Here is a 15,158-nt window from a genome sequence, read left to right on the forward strand (position 1 = left end):
TGGTCGACGTAGCACGGCGCGGGATCACAGCTTACGGCAGGAATCATCATGCCGAGCATAGACGCCCTCGCCGATCGCTTATCGACCTACCTCGGCAACGACCAGGTCAACCTGGTCCGCCGAGCGTATTTCTACGCCGAACAAGCCCATGACGGTCAACGCCGTCGCAGCGGCGAGGCGTACGTCACGCATCCTCTTGCCGTGGCCAATATTCTTGCCGACATGCACATGGACCATCAGAGCCTGATGGCGGCGATGCTGCATGACGTGATCGAAGACACCGGTATCGCCAAAGAAGCGCTGCAAGCGCAGTTCGGTGAAACCGTGGCCGAACTGGTCGACGGGGTCAGCAAACTGACCCAGATGAATTTCGAGACCAAGGCCGAAGCCCAAGCCGAAAACTTCCAGAAAATGGCCATGGCCATGGCACGCGACATTCGCGTGATCCTGGTCAAACTCGCCGACCGCCTGCACAACATGCGCACGCTGGAAGTGCTGTCCGGCGAAAAGCGCCGACGCATCGCCAAGGAAACCCTGGAAATCTACGCGCCCATCGCCAACCGGCTGGGCATGCATGCCATTCGTATCGAATTTGAAGACCTTGGCTTCAAGGCCATGCACCCGATGCGTTCCGCGCGGATCTACCAAGCGGTCAAACGCGCCCGGGGCAACCGCAAGGAAATCGTCAACAAAATCGAAGAATCCCTTGGCCATTGCCTCGCCATCGACGGCATCCAGGGCGAAGTCAGCGGTCGGCAGAAACACCTCTACGGCATCTACAAGAAAATGCGCGGCAAGCGTCGGGCCTTCAACGAGATCATGGACGTCTATGCGTTCCGGATCATCGTCGACAAGGTCGATACCTGCTACCGCGTGCTGGGTGCTGTACATAATTTGTACAAACCGTTGCCAGGGCGCTTCAAGGATTACATCGCGATTCCCAAGGCCAACGGCTATCAGTCGCTGCACACCACGCTGTTCGGCATGCACGGCGTACCGATCGAAATCCAGATCCGCACCCGCGAAATGGAAGAGATGGCCAACAACGGCATCGCCGCCCATTGGCTGTACAAGTCCAGCGGTGACGAACAGCCGAAAGGCACTCACGCCCGCGCCCGCCAGTGGGTCAAAGGCGTGCTGGAGATGCAGCAACGCGCCGGCAACTCGCTGGAATTCATCGAGAGTGTGAAGATCGACCTGTTCCCGGACGAGGTCTATGTGTTCACGCCCAAAGGCCGGATCATGGAGCTGCCGAAAGGCTCCACGGCGGTCGACTTTGCCTACGCGGTACACACCGACGTCGGCAACAGCTGCATTGCCTGCCGGATCAACCGCCGTCTCGCGCCGCTGTCCGAACCGCTGCAAAGCGGCTCCACGGTCGAGATCGTCAGCGCACCCGGCGCCCGACCGAATCCGGCGTGGCTCAACTTCGTGGTCACGGGCAAGGCGCGCACGCACATCCGTCATGCGCTGAAACTGCAACGTCGCTCGGAGTCCATCAGCCTCGGCGAACGCTTGCTGAACAAAGTGCTCAACGGCTTCGACAGCGCGCTGGAAAAGATCCCGGCCGAACGCGTCAAAGCCATGCTCACCGAGTACCGCCTCGAACTGATCGAAGATTTGCTCGAAGACATTGGCCTGGGTAACCGCATGGCCTACGTGGTCGCCCGCCGCCTGCTTGGCGAAGGCGAACAGTTGCCAAGCCCGGAAGGCCCGCTGGCGATTCGCGGTACCGAAGGTCTGGTGCTGAGCTACGCCAAGTGCTGCACGCCGATCCCGGGCGACCCGATTGTCGGGCACCTGTCGGCGGGCAAAGGCATGGTCGTGCACCTGGACAACTGCCGTAACATCAGCGAAATCAGGCACAACCCGGAAAAATGCATCCAGCTCTCGTGGGCCAAGGATGTCACCGGCGAATTCAACGTCGAACTGCGCGTCGAGCTGGAACACCAGCGCGGCCTGATTGCCCTGCTGGCCAGCAGCGTCAACGCAGCCGACGGCAATATCGAGAAAATCAGCATGGACGAGCGCGATGGTCGCATCAGCGTGGTCCAGTTGGTGGTCAGCGTCCACGACCGTGTGCACCTGGCCCGCGTGATCAAGAAGCTGCGCGCCTTGACCGGGGTGATCCGCATCACCCGCATGCGTGCATAACCTGCCTATTACAAGGAGTCATATATGACCAAAACCGTAATCACCAGCGACAAGGCCCCGGCCGCCATCGGTACTTACTCCCAGGCGATCAAGGCAGGCAACACCGTTTACATGTCGGGCCAGATTCCTCTGGACCCAAAAACCATGGAACTGGTTGAAGGCTTCGAAGCCCAGACCGTCCAGGTATTCGAGAACCTCAAAGCCGTGGCTGAAGCCGCTGGCGGTTCGTTCAAGGACATCGTCAAACTGAACATCTTCCTCACCGACCTGAGCCACTTCGCCAAGGTCAACGAGATCATGGGCAAGTACTTCGACCAGCCATACCCGGCTCGCGCCGCCATCGGCGTGGCTGCCCTGCCAAAGGGTTCGCAGGTTGAAATGGATGCCATTCTGGTCATCGAGTGATGCGCACGGCGCGGCCTTCAAACGCCGCGCCGACTGCTCAGCAAGAAAAGGTTTTGAAAGGATTCCACCATGCGCAAAGCGCTAGCTCTCCCGCTGCTCGCCATTTTCCTCGGCGGCTGCGCCAGCAACCCTGCCGACCGTGACATCAGCGGCACCTGGATCAACCAGGTGGCGATCGATGCCGCAGCCAAGGGCGGCCCCCTGCGCGAAGCGCTTCAGGCTTACGGCCCGAACCTTGAGTGGGACGTCAACACCAAGGCCGGTCAGGCCCGCTACACCAACGGCTTTGAGAACGTCGAAGGACGGCTGCTGGGTGAGAAATCCGGCGCCTGGAAAGTCGACTTCTATGGCAGCTCCGCCAGCGAGCTGAAACGCGACGGCGGGCAACTGCAGCAAGCCGCCAGCGAGAACGAACCCGAGCAGGTGTTCGACCGCGCACAGATTCCGGTGCCGGAAGGCGCACCGATTGGCGCCAGTTTCGAGCGCGCGCTGTATTCCGCCTACATGGGCGGCAACTGGACAATCGCCAGCGGTCAGGGCGAAGGCGGCACCGTGCAGTTTCAGGCTGACGGCCAGGTCTCCGGGCTGCCAGGAGCCGACCGTTATGCCTTGTGCCTGGCAGGTGATTGCGCTTCGATGAGCAGTACCAACGACAACATGTGGTTGCAGCTCAACGGTCAGGGCAATGCCTACATCTTTGCGCGCAAGGGCAAGGAACTGGAGATTTTCCAGGCGGTGAACACCGCGCTGGCGGATGAAATGCCGCAATACACGCCGGGCGAGCGTAAGTGGTTGCTGGAGAAGCAGTAACCCGGACCTCAATTCGCAGAAATCACCTGTAGGAGTGAGCCTGCTCGCGATAGCGGTGTAACAGTCAGCATAAGTGTTGAATGTTAGACCGCTATCGCGAGCAGGCTCACTCCTACAGTTGTTTTGGGGTGTCAGGAAGTCAGCACTTACCTTCGAGGATCGCGGCATAGCCCTCGCGGTAACTTGGGTACGCTGGCGTCCAGCCCAACGCTTTCGCCCGGGCATTGCTGCAACGCTTGCTGCCCGTGCGCCGAACGCTGGCGTCTTCCGCCCATTCGGTAACGCCCAGATACTCACGCAACCAGCCCACCACTTCGGCCAACGGTGCCGGTGCATCGTCCACGCCGATGTAGAAATCCTCCAGCTTCACGCCCTGCCGATCCTTCTCCAGCAGAAACGCCAGCAATCCCGCCGCGTCGTCAGCGTGAATCCGGTTGCCATACAGCGGCGGCTCCACCGCGACGCGATAACCGCGACGCACCTGAGTCAGCAGCCATTCGCGACCCGGGCCGTAAATCCCGGTCAGGCGCAGGATGCTCGCAGGGATTCCACTGTTTAGAGCCACCTGCTCTGCTTCGAGCATCAGTCGCCCGGAATAACCCGCAGCGACCGTCGCGGATGCCTCGTCAACCCACTCGCCATCCTGCTGACCGTAGACACTGCTGCTGGATACGAACAGCAGCCGCTCAGGCACTTGCCCGTAATCGTCCAGCCAGCTCAGGACATTCTGCAAACCCTGAACATAAGCCGCGCGATAACCGGCCTCATCGTGATCAGTCGCTGCAGCGCAATACACCAGATAGTCCACGGCACCCACCGGCCAGGTCGCCGGGCAGTCTTCGTTGAACAGGTCGCCGGCAACGCCGATCACCCCAGCAGGCAGCTTCGAAACATCCCGGCGCAGGCCGTGAACTTCCCAACCAGCCGCCAGCAATTGCCTGGCCAGACGACTGCCGACATCACCACAACCGGCAATCAAAACAGAAGGCGCGGACATCAAAAAACTCCTATCGGAAAGACACAGACTAGCGCTGGCAAAGGACGGGCGGCTAGCAATGAAGGAAAAAAAGATACTCTATTACTTTTGTTAACAAGAATTACTTGCAATAATGCACCTCACTTTTGTTCTCGGCCTCACGAGGCCTGGAAGAGCATCAACGTTTTTCTATCTCAGGTCCGGCCAGCATGACACGCAATCAAATCCCCGCTTCGCCAACCAATCGACCTCGCGCCTGGAGCGCGCTGGCGGCTCTGCTGCTCAGCATGATGCTGGCACCGACCGCCGCGTTCGCCGACGCACAAGCGCCAGCAGCCCCGGCCGCGACCGAACAGCACGCACCGGCCGCCAACGCGCCTGCCGCTGCTCCCGCTGCCACTGATCCAGTGCAAGCGGTAGACGCTGCCGACGTACCTGAAGTTCTCGAAGCGGACAACAGCCTGGGCATGGCCCACGACCTGTCGCCGTGGGGCATGTACCAGAACGCCGACATCATCGTGAAAATCGTGATGATCGGTCTGGCCATCGCTTCGATCATCACCTGGACCATCTGGATCGCCAAAGGCTTCGAGCTGATGGGCGCCAAACGTCGTCTGCGTGGCGAAATCGCCGCTCTGAAAAAAGCCACCACCCTTAAAGAAGCCAGCGCCACCGCCGGCAAGGAAGGCACCCTCGCCAACCTGTTGGTGCACGACGCCCTCGAAGAGATGCGCTTGTCGGTCAACAGCCGCGAGAAAGAAGGCATCAAGGAACGCGTGAGCTTCCGCCTCGAGCGTCTGGTAGCGGCCTGCGGTCGCAACATGAGCAGCGGCACCGGCGTCCTCGCCACCATCGGTTCCACCGCGCCGTTCGTCGGCCTGTTCGGTACCGTGTGGGGGATCATGAACTCCTTCATCGGCATCGCCAAAACCCAGACCACCAACCTTGCTGTCGTAGCGCCCGGTATTGCTGAAGCGCTGCTGGCCACTGCATTGGGTCTGGTTGCGGCGATTCCTGCGGTAGTGATCTACAACGTCTTCGCCCGTTCCATCGCCGGTTACAAGGCGCAGGTTTCCGACGCGTCGGCAGAAGTTCTGCTGCTGGTCAGCCGCGACCTCGATCACCAGCCTGAGCGCAGCTCGCAACCGCACATGGTGAAAGTGGGGTAATCGGCCATGGGCCTGCATTTGAAAGAAGGCGCAGACGACGATCTGGCCGAGAACCACGAAATCAACGTCACGCCGTTCATCGACGTGATGCTGGTGCTGTTGATCATCTTCATGGTGGCCGCTCCGTTGGCCACCGTGGACATCAAAGTCGACCTGCCGGCCTCGACGGCCAAACCGGCGCCGCGGCCAGAGAAACCGGTGTTCCTCAGCGTCAAAGCTGACCAGCGCCTGTACATCGGCGACGACGAAGTGAAAGCCGAAACCCTTGGCGCCGTGCTCGACGCCAAGACTCAGGGCAAGAAAGACACCACTATCTTCTTCCAGGCTGATAAAGGCGTGGATTACGGCGACCTGATGAGCGTGATGGACAAGCTGCGCTCCGCCGGTTACCTGAAGGTCGGCCTGGTCGGACTTGAGACGGCAGCCAAGAAATGATCACGACGCGCCATAAGCTGACGCGTTACAGCGGTAGCCTGGCCGTGGTGCTGGGCGTGCATGCGCTGGCCATCGCGCTGGCACTGAACTGGACCGCCCGCCCGCCCATCGAATTGCCCCCACAGGCAATGATGGTCGAGCTGGCCCCGGTTCCAGCCCCGCCACCGCCTGCTCCGCCGAAAGTCGTCACACCGCCGCAGCCACCGGCTCCGGTTGAAGAGCTGCCGATTCCGAAGTTGGCCGAAGCACCGAAAGCTGAAATCGCGGTGCAGAAGCCCAAGCCGAAGCCAAAGCCTAAACCGCCGAAGCCGGTCGAGAAGAAGCTGCCTGATCCACCGAAGGAAAAACCTTCCGAGGAGAAACCGGCCGATACACCACCGACCCCGGCACCGACGGAGAAATCCGCTGCACCGGCGCCCGGCCCGTCGCCGGCACAGTTGGCAGCCAAGGCCAGTTGGCAAGGCACTCTGCTTGCGCATTTGGCCAAGTACAAGAAGTACCCGCAAAGTGCACAGGCACGGGGCAAGGAAGGCTTGAACCGCCTGCGTTTTGTAGTCGATGCCGAAGGCAACGTGTTGTCGTTTGAACTGGTGGGCCGCTCAGGCAACGCCGATCTGGACCGGGCCACCCTGGAAATGATCCGCCGCGCACAACCGCTGCCCAAGCCACCGGCCGACATGTTGACCAACGGCTCGATCGAAATTGTTGCGCCGTTTGTTTACTCCCTCGAACGCCGCCGCTAAGCAACACCGCAATACCCTGTGGGAGCGAGCCTGCTCGCGAAGAGGTCGTGTCAGTCAGCACATGCTTGTCTGACCCACCGCTTTCGCGAGCAGGCTCGCTCCCACATGGGTTATGAGTCGACCGTTAAATCGAGAGAAAGGCACCGAAGGTGCCTTTTGCATATCTTGCAACGGCAAACCGACATTGCCCGGTGTCGCATTCCTCACTCAGTCTGATAACGTGCGTCTATCGATTGCAGCCGGTATGCTTGGCCCGCATCTTCATGGACGCTTGCTATGACCCTCACAGAATTACGCTACATCGTCACCCTCGCCCAAGAGCAGCATTTCGGCCACGCCGCCGAACGTTGCCACGTCAGCCAGCCGACCCTGTCGGTGGGCGTGAAAAAGCTTGAAGACGAACTCGGTGTGCTGATTTTCGAGCGCAGCAAAAGCGCCGTGCGCCTGACCCCGGTCGGCGAAGGCATCGTCGCCCAGGCGCAGAAAGTCCTCGAGCAAGCGCAAGGCATCCGCGAACTGGCCCAGGCCGGCAAGAACCAGCTGACCGCACCGCTGAAAGTCGGCGCGATCTACACCGTCGGCCCGTACCTGTTCCCGCACCTGATTCCGCAACTGCACCGGGTCGCCCCGCAGATGCCGTTGTACATCGAAGAAAACTTCACCCACGTGCTGCGCGACAAACTGCGCAACGGCGAGCTCGACGCGATCATCATCGCCCTGCCGTTCAACGAAGCCGACGTGCTGACCCTGCCGCTCTACGACGAGCCGTTCTACGTCCTGATGCCGGCGCAGCACCCGTGGACGCAAAAAGAAACCATCGACGCCGGCCTGCTCAACGACAAGAGCCTGCTGCTGCTCGGCGAGGGCCACTGCTTCCGCGACCAAGTGCTGGAAGCCTGCCCGACCCTGACCAAGGGCAACGATGGCGCCAAGCACACCACGGTTGAATCCAGCTCGCTGGAAACCATCCGCCACATGGTCGCGTCCGGTCTGGGCATCTCGATCCTGCCGCTGTCGGCGGTCGACAGCCATCACTACGCCCCGGGCGTGATCGAAGTGCGCCCACTGTCGCCGCCGGTGCCGTTCCGCACCGTGGCCATTGCCTGGCGCGCGAGCTTCCCACGGCCAAAAGCCATCGAGATCCTCGCCGACTCCATTCGCCTGTGTTCGGTGGCCAAGCCAGCGGCACCGGTTACAGCCGGTTAAGCGAGCGTCATGACGGAGCTGTCGCAAGTGTCGGTGACGGCACTCAAGGGTGTCGGCGAAGCCATGGCCGAGAAATTGGCCAAGGTCGGTCTGGAGAATCTTCAGGACGTGCTGTTTCACCTGCCGCTGCGTTATCAGGATCGCACCCGCGTGGTGCCGATCGGCGCTCTGCGGCCGGGGCAGGACGCCGTGGTCGAAGGCACCGTCAGCGGCGCCGATGTGGTCATGGGCCGACGCCGCAGCCTGGTCGTACGCCTGCAGGACGGCACTGGCGGACTCAGCCTGCGCTTCTACCATTTCAGCAACGCACAGAAAGAAGGCCTCAAGCGCGGCACGCGGGTTCGCTGCTACGGCGAAGCCCGGCCCGGTGCGTCCGGCCTGGAAATCTACCACCCGGAATATCGCGCCATTACCGGTGACGAACCGCCGCCCGTGGATGAAACCCTGACCCCGGTCTATCCGCTCACCGAAGGCCTGACCCAAGCACGTCTGCGTCAGTTGTGCATGCAAACGCTGACCATGCTCAAGCCGGACACCCTGCCCGACTGGTTGCCGACCGAGCTGGCGCGCGACTATCAACTGGCGCCGCTGGCCGATGCGATCCGCTACCTGCACAACCCGCCCGCCGACGCCGACGTCGACGAACTCGCCCTCGGTCATCACTGGGCGCAACATCGCCTCGCTTTCGAAGAACTGCTGACGCACCAACTGTCGCAACAGCGTCTGCGCGAAAGCATGCGTTCCCTGCGCGCGCCCGCGATGCCGAAAGCCAAAAAGCTGCCGCCGAAATACCTGGCCAACCTCGGCTTCAACCCGACCGGCGCGCAACAGCGCGTCGGCAACGAAATCGCCTACGACCTCAGTCAGCACGAACCGATGCTGCGCCTGATTCAGGGCGACGTCGGCGCCGGTAAAACCGTCGTCGCCGCCCTCGCCGCGTTGCAAGCGCTGGAGGCTGGTTATCAGGTTGCGCTGATGGCGCCGACCGAGATCCTTGCCGAACAACACTTCATCACCTTCAAGCGCTGGCTCGAACCGCTGGGCATAGACGTCGCTTGGCTGGCCGGCAAGCTCAAGGGCAAGAACCGCGTCGCCGCGCTGGAACAGATCGCCAGCGGCACGCCGATGGTGGTCGGTACCCACGCGCTGTTCCAGGACGAAGTGCAGTTCAAGAACCTCGCGCTGGTGATCATCGACGAACAGCATCGCTTCGGCGTGCAGCAACGTCTGGCGCTGCGGCAGAAAGGCGTCGGCGGGCGCATGTGCCCGCACCAACTGATCATGACTGCCACGCCGATTCCGCGGACGCTGGCGATGAGCGCCTACGCCGACCTCGACACCTCGATCCTCGACGAACTGCCGCCCGGGCGCACCCCGGTCAACACCGTGCTGGTCACCGACACCCGCCGCGTCGAAGTCATCGAGCGCGTGCGCAGCGCCTGCGCCGAAGGTCGTCAGGCCTATTGGGTATGCACGCTGATTGAAGAATCCGAAGAGCTCACCTGTCAGGCCGCCGAAACCACGTTTGAAGACCTCACTCTTGCCCTCGGCGAGCTGAAAGTCGGGCTGATTCACGGGCGTATGAAGCCCGTCGAGAAGGCCGCTGTCATGGCCGAGTTCAAGGCCGGCGACCTGCAACTGCTGGTCGCAACCACAGTGATCGAAGTTGGCGTCGACGTACCCAACGCCAGCCTGATGATCATCGAAAACCCCGAGCGCCTCGGCCTCGCGCAACTGCACCAGTTGCGCGGCCGCGTTGGCCGGGGCAGCGCCGCCAGCCATTGCGTGCTGCTCTACCATCCGCCGCTGTCACAGATCGGACGCCAGCGCCTGGGCATCATGCGCGAGACCAACGACGGCTTCGTCATCGCCGAAAAAGACCTCGAACTGCGCGGTCCCGGGGAAATGCTCGGCACCCGCCAGACCGGCCTGCTGCAATTCAAGGTCGCCGACCTGATGCGCGACGCCGACCTGCTGCCCGCCGTCCGCGACGCCGCGCAAGCCTTGCTGGAACGCTGGCCAACCCACGTCAGCCCATTACTCGATCGCTGGCTGCGCCACGGGCAGCAATACGGCCAAGTGTGAGCACCGTCGCAGTTTCTGACAGATCGTTCTGATCAAGCTGGTTATACTCCTGCCATTGTTTCAAAAACGGATACAGACCATGACCGAAGCCGCTCTCGCCCCCGAATCCCCGCACGCGCCGTCTGTCATTCGGCTGCTGCTAGGCAAACTCGGGATCGCCTACGAAGAAGTGCTCGACCACCACGGCCTCAATGCATCGCGCAAGGTACAAGCCGTGTTGCTGGACGACGCCGTCGGCGCGCTGATGGTGCTGTTTCCGCAGAGCCAATTGCTCGACCTCAATCGCCTCGCCGAACTGACGGGCCGGCGCCTCACCGCTGTGTCGACCGAGCGCTTGGAAAAGATGCTCGGCAAACACAGCCTGAGCCTGTTGCCGGGCCTGCCGGCGCTGACCAGTTCGCCATGCCTCTACGAAGAAAGCCTCCTGCGCGAACCGAAGTTGCTGATCAACTCCGGTGAGCCGGGCCTGCTGCTGGAAATCGCCAGCGAAGACTTCAAGACCATGCTGACCAAGGCCAGCGCCGCTAACTTCGGCGAAGCCCTGAGCAGCATCCGTCCGAACCTCGACCGCCCGGACGATGACCGCGAGGAAATCACCCAGGCCGTGCAAGCGTTCACCGCGCGGCGCATTCAGCAACGTCTGGAAGCGACCATCGAGATTCCGCCGCTGGCCGAAACCGCACAAAAAATCATCAAACTGCGCGTCGACCCCAACGCCACCATCGACGACATCACCGGCGTGGTTGAAACCGACCCGGCGCTGGCCGCGCAAGTGGTGAGCTGGGCGGCGTCGCCGTACTACGCCTCGCCGGGCAAGATTCGTTCGGTGGAAGACGCGATCGTCCGCGTGCTCGGTTTTGATCTGGTGATCAACCTTGCGCTGGGCCTGGCCCTCGGCAAGACCCTGAGCCTGCCCAAAGACCACCCGCAACACACCACGCCGTACTGGCAGCAGTCGATCTACACCGCCGCCGTCATCGAAGGCCTGACCCGCGCCATGCCGCGCGCCCAGCGCCCGGAAGCCGGCCTGACGTATCTGGCCGGTCTGCTGCACAACTTCGGTTACCTGCTGCTGGCCCACGTCTTTCCGCCGCACTTCTCGCTGATCTGCCGCCACCTGGAGGTCAACCCGCACCTGTGCCACAGCTACATCGAGCAACACCTGCTCGGTATCAGCCGTGAACAGATCGGCTCGTGGCTGATGCGCTACTGGGACATGCCCGATGAACTGGCCACCGCTCTGCGCTTCCAGCACGACCCAAGCTACGACGGCGCTTATGCTGAATACCCGAACCTCGTTTGCCTGGCTGTGCGCCTGCTGCGCAGCCGCGGGATTGGCTCCGGTCCGGATGAAGACATCCCCGACGCGCTGCTTGAGCGTGTGGGCCTGACCCGCGACAAGGCCAATGACGTGGTTAGCAAAGTGCTTGAGGCTGAAGTGCTGCTGCGCGAACTGGCTTCGCAGTTCAGCCAGGCCTGAATGCAAAGCGGGCAAGCGACCTCCAGTTGGAGCGACGCTTGCCCGCGATGGGCCAACCTGCGGCTTAAGCCGACTTGTCCAGGTAACGGATCACCCAGCCTTTATCGTACCCAGAGTCGGTGAAATACACTCCGCCCACCACGATGCGCCCATCGTCCATTACCGCCATGCCGTGGGGGTATTCGAAACCCGCGCTTTCATTGAAAACGGTAAATCCCGAACCAAAGAAAGAGGAGTCTGGAGAACCATCCGCCAGAAAGCGTGCGGTGACCGCGCTGAGATTCTCGTCAAGCGCGCCAGTGCCACTGTTACCGCAAACGATGACTGAACCGTCCGTACGCGGCACGCAATGCAACCATCTGACGCCTTGGGACACAGGTGACGAAATCAGTGGTTGACCATCATTGAACACCCGATTGTAGGAGCCGCTGAGATTGAGCACCGCAATCAAGCCCTGAGAGACGCCCTCCACCGCCGCACCGCCGGCCACAACAATCTTGTCGTCGACGATTGCCGCAACGTCCAGGCTTATCCATTGATCGTGGGGCACGTCCACCGCGCCTTTGATTCCAAAACCTGTGTCAACCTTACCCGTAGCGTCGAAACGAGTAACGAAGGCGCCATGCGCACTCACCGCAAAATAATTGCCGCAGATCACCACGGCGCCGTCAGCCTGGGTTGCCGCCGCTTGCGCAACGATGTCCAAAGGCGAAATATCTGCAAGCTCTACGAACGCAAAGCCGGTGCCGTTGAAGGTCGTATCGGGTGAGCCATTCGGCTCGAACCTCAGAACGATACCTTTTGTCCGGCCGGAAGCATCCTCAACGTTACTGACCACGACGATTTTTTCGTCCAGTTGTTGAGCGACCATCCCTGCTGCGCCATTCCCTGCGGCACCGCTGGCAGACGCTTGCACCACCCCGGTATATCCGCCGCCGCCCATCTTCGCGTAGGGAAGATAGAGCACACCTTGTTCCCCGAAAGACGTCTGCAGTTGCCCGTCCTCGCGCTGTCTGACCAGCACCAGGCCCGTCGAGTTATTCGCGCCCTCTTCCGTGTACTGAGCACGAACCAGCCAGCCGCCATCGCTCAGCGGTGTAAACCCGAGGATCCGGCTCATGAAAAAATTTTCTTTCAGCCTGATCTCGACATAGCCGGAGCCTTCTCCACCGAAAGCTGAGTCGAGAGCACCGTCTTCAAGCAGACGAACGATCCGCGTAGGTGTACCGGGCGTTGAAAGGCGAACGGCAACCAGCAATTTGTTTTGCGGCAGCGCCAGCAGCGCCCTGACGTCATATCCCGAGAATCCGGGGAATGGAAATCTGAGGATGCCGCCATCACCAAAAGCCGGATCGTTATTTAAAGACGGCGCACCCGCCAGATAGCGCACGATACGGCCAGGGACTTTGGAAGGATCAGCGTAGACGGAGAGCTCGATGCACACCACGATCCGGCCGTCCGTCATAACGGTGACACCTCGCGCAAAGGCTGCCCCTGCGCTGTCTTCAAACAACGCATGACCCGTACCGTTGAAAGCCGTATCCGGTTTTCCATCAGCAAGGAAACGCGCCGTCACCATGGCTGATTCACCCTGACCGACAACAGCGATCGAACCACCCACCTGCGAGGTATGCGTCCACGCCAACCCTTTTAGTAACGGCGAAAACAGCGGCTTGCCACCATTGAACACAAGGTTGGCCGCGCCGCTGGTCGTGAATGCAGCGATCAACCCACCGTCGAGACCACCACGCTGGGCTCGGCCCGCGACGATAATCCTGCCATCGCCTTCACGTACCGAAATCGACTGCAGAAAACTCTCGCCTTCATCGTTGGGCATCAACACGGCCACACCGTTGTTGAATTGACTGTCCGGCGCGCCACTGGCGTCCAGACGCGCCAGAAAAACTCCACGACCTCCCGATCCGTCCTGGTATGAACCGCAGACCAGCACCTTGCCATCGGCTTGAATGGTGATGCCGTAGACGTTATTCGATGTGGCGACATCCACAACCACATAGCCTGAACCGTTGAATGATTGATCGAGTGAGCCATCCGCTAGCAGACGAATCACAACACCCGCTGGCAGTGGTGCATCATCAAAAAACACTAAATGGAGCAGGACGATTTTGCCATCCACCTGCCGGGCCGTTGATCGTGATGGGACGCGGGCAGTCTGTGAGGATCCGGTGTTCGGGTGACTTGCCTCACGCGGCACGCTAGCGGGATGGGGATTGCCGTAATGGGAGATAAACCGCATGCCGTTGGTGCCGAACGCGTCGTTCAGTTCACCGGTATTTTTCAGGCGGACCAGTGCAAGGCCAACGTCATTGGAGGTAGTCGAGGAATATTGAAGGTGTATCAGCCAACCATCATCCTCAAGCGCATCGAGACCGGATACATAGCTGATCCGAGCCCCTTCCAGCGCTATTTCAACAAAACCTCTGCGCGCCGGACCGAAGGTTTCGTCCAGCGAACCGTCGTCATTCAGCCTCGCAATGGCAACCGGGGCATTCGCTCCCGTTAAAGGTATCGCAACGAGTAATTTTGCATCGGGGAGCGCCAGGACCGCCGCCGCTTCGTCGCCCGCGATACCAGGTATCGGTAAGGTCAGCACGCCATCCTGAGCAAATGTCGGATCGAGAGACCCAGGGATCGAAATACTGTGTGTCTGCGTCATGAGCTTGCTCCATCAAGTCAGTTAAGTCCCTTAATGCCGGAACTGGAACTTGAGTAGAACATCGCGACTGTGCACGAAACACCTGATAGAAATGACAGTCCGGCAGTCTTTGCGAGCCACAATGATGGCCTTACAAGACAAGCGCACCGTTATTCAGTGCGCGTGCATGGGTTTGTTCTAGCCAGCGACTTCCTAAGCTTTAGCCTTCACCTTTCTTGGTTTCAAATACTTCATCAACCCTTGAAACCACATCACTAGCGCAGGGTTGCCCTTAAGCTGGATCGACTTGTCCTGAATGCCCTGCATAAACGCCAACTGCTTGTTCTTCGCCTGCATCGTCGCAAAGCCATAACCGGCATCTTTAAACGCAATCGCAAACGCCGGCTCTGCGACCACGCCAGACTTGCTGGTGATGCGCTGATCCTTGACCACGAAATGCCGCGCCACTTTCCCGTCCAGCGTCTGTAGCTGAAATACCAGATCCTTGTCACCCAACTGCTGCTGGAACGCAGGATTTGTCCGGCTGGCCTTACCCATCAACAAACCCATCATCCACAGAAGAAAACGAAATTTCATGCGCACAGCCTCAAAAGGAAAATGAACGGCCGGGGCAGTGTAAGGGATTCGGACGATAACGCCACTATCTGACTCTGTTGGAGGATGATGCAGACTATTTCCCGCACGATGACCGCCAAGTCACGATTCAGCGCTCGCCGACTGATCGTCCCCACGCTCCGCGTGGGAATGCATCTCGAGCCGCTCCGCGTCTCCCCACTCACCTTTACTACACCTGTTGAAACACATCCCTGTAGGAGTTGGCGAAGCCTGCGATCCTTTGATCTTCCGCCCCGCGAATCTATGGGAAATTTCCTGCAAAGTGCGGTGCGGTCCATGAACTAGGCGAGTTGGCTGGCTATCGATAGGCTCTGTGTGTCGCCGCAGATTGGCGATACGGACGTGCAAGTCCGGTTGGAGTACACATTGGTTATGGCAATTCGCCGAGCGTTTTCCTATGCTC

12 protein-coding genes are annotated in these 15,158 nt (G+C 60.6%); 9 read left to right on the forward strand and 3 right to left on the reverse strand.

Annotation, left to right across the window (positions count from 1 at the left end; all coding sequences use genetic code 11):
* The first annotated feature begins 48 nt into the window (after positions 1-48).
* The 3 genes from spoT to AB4N74_RS23110 all read left to right on the forward strand — a co-directional run bounded on the left by spoT (position 49) and on the right by AB4N74_RS23110 (position 3,369).
* Positions 49-2,154, forward strand: a complete 2,106-nt coding sequence (gene spoT / locus AB4N74_RS23100) for a bifunctional GTP diphosphokinase/guanosine-3',5'-bis pyrophosphate 3'-pyrophosphohydrolase (RefSeq protein WP_064589822.1) — start codon at positions 49-51, stop codon at positions 2,152-2,154.
* 24 nt (positions 2,155-2,178) lie between these two features.
* Positions 2,179-2,559: a RidA family protein gene (locus tag AB4N74_RS23105; protein ID WP_003229509.1), complete on the forward strand. Its 381-nt coding sequence runs from the start codon at positions 2,179-2,181 to the stop codon at positions 2,557-2,559.
* A 69-nt stretch (positions 2,560-2,628) separates the two neighbouring features.
* On the forward strand, positions 2,629-3,369 hold the full coding sequence (locus AB4N74_RS23110) for a hypothetical protein (protein WP_116254239.1): 741 nt from the start codon (positions 2,629-2,631) through the stop codon (positions 3,367-3,369).
* A gap of 139 nt (positions 3,370-3,508) precedes the next feature.
* Here the strand turns inward: AB4N74_RS23110 and AB4N74_RS23115 are convergent, their stop codons facing one another.
* Positions 3,509-4,366: an SDR family oxidoreductase gene (locus AB4N74_RS23115; RefSeq protein ID WP_320336150.1), complete on the reverse strand. Its 858-nt coding sequence runs from the start codon at positions 4,364-4,366 to the stop codon at positions 3,509-3,511.
* 188 nt (positions 4,367-4,554) lie between these two features.
* On the opposite strand from AB4N74_RS23115, the gene exbB reads away from it, so the two are divergent.
* The 6 genes from exbB to AB4N74_RS23145 all read left to right on the forward strand — a co-directional run bounded on the left by exbB (position 4,555) and on the right by AB4N74_RS23145 (position 11,463).
* Positions 4,555-5,514: a tonB-system energizer ExbB gene (gene exbB, locus AB4N74_RS23120; RefSeq protein ID WP_099757518.1), complete on the forward strand. Its 960-nt coding sequence runs from the start codon at positions 4,555-4,557 to the stop codon at positions 5,512-5,514.
* A 6-nt stretch (positions 5,515-5,520) separates the two neighbouring features.
* Entirely contained in the window at positions 5,521-5,949 is a 429-nt protein-coding gene (gene exbD, locus AB4N74_RS23125) for a TonB system transport protein ExbD (RefSeq protein WP_007920333.1), read from the forward strand.
* Positions 5,946-6,692, forward strand: a complete 747-nt coding sequence (locus AB4N74_RS23130) for an energy transducer TonB family protein (protein WP_093429658.1) — start codon at positions 5,946-5,948, stop codon at positions 6,690-6,692. Before exbD ends, AB4N74_RS23130 begins: the two co-directional genes overlap by 4 nt.
* 276 nt (positions 6,693-6,968) lie before the next feature.
* Positions 6,969-7,898, forward strand: coding sequence for a hydrogen peroxide-inducible genes activator (locus tag AB4N74_RS23135; RefSeq protein WP_007920331.1), 930 nt, complete (start codon positions 6,969-6,971; stop codon positions 7,896-7,898).
* A gap of 9 nt (positions 7,899-7,907) precedes the next feature.
* Positions 7,908-9,983 carry an ATP-dependent DNA helicase RecG gene (gene recG / locus AB4N74_RS23140; protein ID WP_320336149.1) on the forward strand — a complete coding sequence of 692 codons (2,076 nt, stop codon included), beginning with the start codon at positions 7,908-7,910 and terminating at the stop codon, positions 9,981-9,983.
* Positions 9,984-10,062: 79 nt separating this feature from the next.
* Positions 10,063-11,463: an aminoacyl-tRNA deacylase and HDOD domain-containing protein gene (locus AB4N74_RS23145; protein ID WP_016985804.1), complete on the forward strand. Its 1,401-nt coding sequence runs from the start codon at positions 10,063-10,065 to the stop codon at positions 11,461-11,463.
* A gap of 64 nt (positions 11,464-11,527) precedes the next feature.
* Here AB4N74_RS23145 and AB4N74_RS23150 read toward each other — a convergent pair whose 3' ends face one another.
* Together AB4N74_RS23150 and AB4N74_RS23155 are read right to left on the reverse strand one after the other, a co-directional pair.
* The gene (locus AB4N74_RS23150; protein WP_093429656.1) at positions 11,528-14,140 is read right to left on the reverse strand and encodes a hypothetical protein; all 2,613 of its coding nucleotides are present in this window, start codon (positions 14,138-14,140) and stop codon (positions 11,528-11,530) included.
* 192 nt (positions 14,141-14,332) lie between these two features.
* Complete coding sequence (locus AB4N74_RS23155; RefSeq protein ID WP_093429655.1) at positions 14,333-14,716, reverse strand: helicase; 384 nt, start codon at positions 14,714-14,716, stop codon at positions 14,333-14,335.
* Positions 14,717-15,158 lie beyond the last annotated feature (442 nt).

Source organism: Pseudomonas sp. H3_C08 (assembly GCF_054669455.1).

What these genes read in the sequence shown, in the direction of transcription:
- spoT (WP_064589822.1), top strand. Translation starts at nt 49, where the DNA reads ATGCCGAGCATAGACGCCCTCGCCGATCGCTTATCGACCTACCTCGGC.
- AB4N74_RS23105 (WP_003229509.1), top strand. Translation starts at nt 2,179, where the DNA reads ATGACCAAAACCGTAATCACCAGCGACAAGGCCCCGGCCGCCATCGGT.
- AB4N74_RS23110 (WP_116254239.1), top strand. Translation starts at nt 2,629, where the DNA reads ATGCGCAAAGCGCTAGCTCTCCCGCTGCTCGCCATTTTCCTCGGCGGC.
- AB4N74_RS23115 (WP_320336150.1), bottom strand. Translation starts at nt 4,366, where the DNA reads ATGTCCGCGCCTTCTGTTTTGATTGCCGGTTGTGGTGATGTCGGCAGT.
- exbB (WP_099757518.1), top strand. Translation starts at nt 4,555, where the DNA reads ATGACACGCAATCAAATCCCCGCTTCGCCAACCAATCGACCTCGCGCC.
- exbD (WP_007920333.1), top strand. Translation starts at nt 5,521, where the DNA reads ATGGGCCTGCATTTGAAAGAAGGCGCAGACGACGATCTGGCCGAGAAC.
- AB4N74_RS23130 (WP_093429658.1), top strand. Translation starts at nt 5,946, where the DNA reads ATGATCACGACGCGCCATAAGCTGACGCGTTACAGCGGTAGCCTGGCC.
- AB4N74_RS23135 (WP_007920331.1), top strand. Translation starts at nt 6,969, where the DNA reads ATGACCCTCACAGAATTACGCTACATCGTCACCCTCGCCCAAGAGCAG.
- recG (WP_320336149.1), top strand. Translation starts at nt 7,908, where the DNA reads ATGACGGAGCTGTCGCAAGTGTCGGTGACGGCACTCAAGGGTGTCGGC.
- AB4N74_RS23145 (WP_016985804.1), top strand. Translation starts at nt 10,063, where the DNA reads ATGACCGAAGCCGCTCTCGCCCCCGAATCCCCGCACGCGCCGTCTGTC.
- AB4N74_RS23150 (WP_093429656.1), bottom strand. Translation starts at nt 14,140, where the DNA reads ATGACGCAGACACACAGTATTTCGATCCCTGGGTCTCTCGATCCGACA.
- AB4N74_RS23155 (WP_093429655.1), bottom strand. Translation starts at nt 14,716, where the DNA reads ATGAAATTTCGTTTTCTTCTGTGGATGATGGGTTTGTTGATGGGTAAG.